This is a genomic window from Devosia sp. (genome assembly GCF_028290645.1).
Taxonomy (GTDB): Bacteria; Pseudomonadota; Alphaproteobacteria; order Rhizobiales; family Devosiaceae; genus Devosia_A.
Genome location: NZ_JAQGJL010000321.1, coordinates 1 through 3,319, shown reverse-complemented (window position 1 = coordinate 3,319; position 3,319 = coordinate 1). Strand labels below are relative to the sequence as shown.

The window sequence follows — 3,319 nt, the reverse complement described above, 5'->3', positions numbered from 1 at the left end:
CGCGCCCGCCGCGACATGCAGATGGTTTTCCAGGATCCCTTCGCTTCGCTCAATCCCTACCGGCGCCTGCGCGACCAGGTGTCCGAGCCGCTGATCAATTTCGGCATGGCGCATGGCAGCGAGCTGGTCGATCGGGTCGCGACGCTCTTCGATCGCGTCGAACTGCCGCGCAGCTTCCTCACCCGCTTTCCGCACGAGCTGTCCGGCGGCCAGCGCCAGCGCGTCGCCATCGCCCGCGCCCTCGCCACCAACCCCAAGCTGATCGTCGCTGACGAGGCTGTGTCCGCCCTCGACGTCTCGGTCCGCGCCCAGATCCTCAACCTGATGATGCAGCTGCAGGCCGACCTCGGCCTCTCATTCCTGTTCATCAGCCACGACATGGCCGTGGTTGAGCGCGTCTCGCACAATATCGGGGTCATGTACCTGGGCCGCATCGTCGAGCTCGGCTCGCGCGCCCAGGTCTTCGAAGATCCCCGGCATCCCTACACGAGGCAGCTACTCTCGGCCGTGCCGATCGCCGACCCGCGCCAGCGCCGCCTCCACGACGACCAGGCTTTCAAGCCGATCCCGTCACCGGTCTTCCCCGTCGGCCACCAGCCGGCGCCGTCCACCTACGACGAGGTGGCGCCCGGCCATTTCGTCCTCACGCAAGCCTCATAAAAAGGGAGAGTTCCATGCCTATCAAGAACCGCGTTTCCGAGCTGCACGCGGAAATCACCGCCTGGCGCCGCGACATCCATGAGCACCCCGAGACGATGTACGACACCGTCCGCACATCCGCGCTCGTCGCCGACAAGCTGCGCGAATTCGGCTGCGACGAGGTGGTCGAGGGCATCGGCCGCACCGGCGTCGTCGGAATCATCAAGGGGCGCATGGATACCCGCGGCCACGTCGTCGGCCTCCGCGCCGACATGGACGCGCTCCCCATTCTCGAAGCCACCGGGCTCCCCTATGCCTCCAAGGTCGCCGGCAAGATGCACGCCTGCGGCCATGACGGCCACACCGCCATGCTGCTCGGCGCCGCCAAGTACCTCGCCGAGACGCGCAACTTCGACGGCACCGTCGCCGTGGTGTTCCAGCCCGCGGAGGAAGGCGGTGCGGGCGGCGAGGCGATGGTCAAGGACGGCCTGATCGAACGCTTCGGCATCAAGGAGATCTACGGCATGCACAACATGCCGGGGCTCCCGCTCGGCACCTTCTCCATCAAGCCGGGCGCCTTCTACGCCGCCACCGACAATTTCACCGTCGACGTGGTGGGCAAGGGCAGCCACGCCGCGCGTCCTCACGCGGGCGTCGATACCACGGTCGTCGCGAGCCACATCGTGCTGGCGCTCCAGACCATAGCCAGCCGCAACGCCGATCCGCTGCAGTCGCTGGTCGTCTCCGTCACCAGCTTCCGCACCAGCAGCGACGCCTACAACGTCATCCCTGAGCATGTGGAACTGCGCGGGACCGTCCGCACCTTCGACAAGGCCATCCGCGCCCTCGCCGAGGAGCGCTTCAAGGCCATCGTCACGGCCACGGCCACGGCCTTCGGCGCCACCGCCAATATCGACTACCAGCGCGGCTACCCCTCGATGGTCAACGCCGAAACCGAAACCGGCTTCGCCGCCGAGGTCGCCCAGCGCATCTCCGGCAAGCCCGTCGTCAATGCCCCGGCCATCATGGGCGGCGAGGACTTCGCCTATATGCTCGAAGCCTGCCCCGGCGCCTACATCCAGATCGGCAACGGCGACACCGCCGACGTCCACCACCCCCTCTACAACTTCAACGACGAAGCCATCCCCCACGGCACCTCGTACTGGGCCGAGCTGGTAGAGACACGGATGCCCGCGGGTTGAGTGAGTGCGGGCGTTCACCAGGACGCTCGGCCAGCACAACGGATCAGGTATCGCTGACGCGAGCGTCGCCCCTCGATAGTGTCGTCGCTTCCGAGGGGCTGCACATTCGATGTCTACTTATGTTGAAATGCTGGGTCGCGCGGGCCGCGCTCAGGCGTACCATCTCAGTCCCAACACGACTTTCGGCCTTCACATCTGGGGCTACGCGAAGATTGGCGAGCGCGTCGAGATTATGCAGAACGTCGCGATCGGCTCGAATTTGGCTCCCGGGCGAGACCGCGAGGCCGTCGCATTTGGCAGCAACCTCTTTATCGGCGCTGTCGCCTACTCGGCCGCTCCTTCGGATATGTCGTGTTCGCCAACCGGCAACGACGAAGAGTCACGCGCCCTAAGGCGCCGACGCAGCCACGCCTCAGCGCGCGAAGTCACGACCCATGAGTTAGCCCAATTGCTGGCCTGTCAATAATGCTAGGATAAATCTCCAGTCCGGAGTATGGAGATAACTGACAAGTTATATCAATCCAACGTTGGATAAATATTGCACAAAGCTCCAGTCGCCAACTTGTCATTGATGCTTTTATGCAACATGGTATTTCTACGGCTGCCCCGCCCGACGCGGATTAATATCTTGTTAACACTCCGATATTAACCTACGAATAAGCTAAGGTAACCGGTTTGGTTTCCAACTTTTCGGCGAAGCCGTCGGTCTAGATCTATCTCCCGTGCCAGCTCGATCTACTTGAAGCATCTCGATGTGCGGGATCTTCGCGCCTAAACGCGCCCATTCGTTTCCGCAGCCGTGACTTTTGCTCGCCCCCTGGGAACGGGATTCCCAGCGGATGCATCGATTTCTTGTTCAGGGGATAGTCGCCATCACAAAGAACCATTGCACGGGCCATGACGATAGACACATCGACGCTTCCGATGCGCTGAGATCCGTAGTGATCGCCAAGGGCAACCCGTTTCCAATCGACATCGGCTGGAGCACGACGCCGGTGGCGACGGTAAGCCGCTTGGGTCCGGCGAAGGCCGTGTTGACCGGGTTGCTGACAACCGTCTCGACGATTGTGCTGGTTGGCGCCCTGAGCGCGACCGCCGTGTCGGCCGACGCAGGAGCTGGCGGGAATGCCGCCGGCGCGGGTGGAGCCGGCGGGACGAGCAGTAACGGAGCAGCGGGTGGCACAGGCGGAGATGGCACAGCCAACAACTCGGGCGGCGGTGGGGGCGGCGGCGGTGCGGCCGGCACCACCGGGGGCACCGGCGGCACGGGTGGCGCCGGCATAACTCCAGGTGGTCCAGGCGGCGCAGGCGGAGCGCTTGCAGGGGCCGTCGGGGCGGTCGGCACAGTCGGTGGTGCAGCTAGCGGCGGCGGCGGCGGTGGCGGCGGGGCGCATGGATTCTACGACGGAATATTTCCGCTGGCCGGAGCGACTGGCGGCGCCGGCGGGGCCGGCGGAGCGGCGCCCGGCCTGGGCGGC

Annotated in this window: 3 protein-coding genes and 1 pseudogene; all 4 read left to right on the top strand. The window is 65.0% G+C overall.

Annotated elements, in window-relative coordinates:
* Nucleotides 1-660: ATP-binding cassette domain-containing protein (locus JWQ89_RS17250; RefSeq protein WP_299642981.1), on the top strand; the 660-nt coding region annotated here is incomplete at its 5' end.
* A gap of 14 nt (nt 661-674) precedes the next feature.
* Complete coding sequence (locus JWQ89_RS17245) at nt 675-1,841, top strand: M20 aminoacylase family protein (protein WP_299642979.1); 1,167 nt, start codon at nt 675-677, stop codon at nt 1,839-1,841.
* Nucleotides 1,842-1,950: 109 nt separating this feature from the next.
* Nucleotides 1,951-2,307, top strand: coding sequence for a hypothetical protein (locus JWQ89_RS17240; RefSeq protein ID WP_299642977.1), 357 nt, complete (start codon nt 1,951-1,953; stop codon nt 2,305-2,307).
* Between the two features lie 475 nt (nt 2,308-2,782).
* Nucleotides 2,783-3,319: pseudogene (locus tag JWQ89_RS17235) on the top strand (hypothetical protein); the annotation flags it as partial.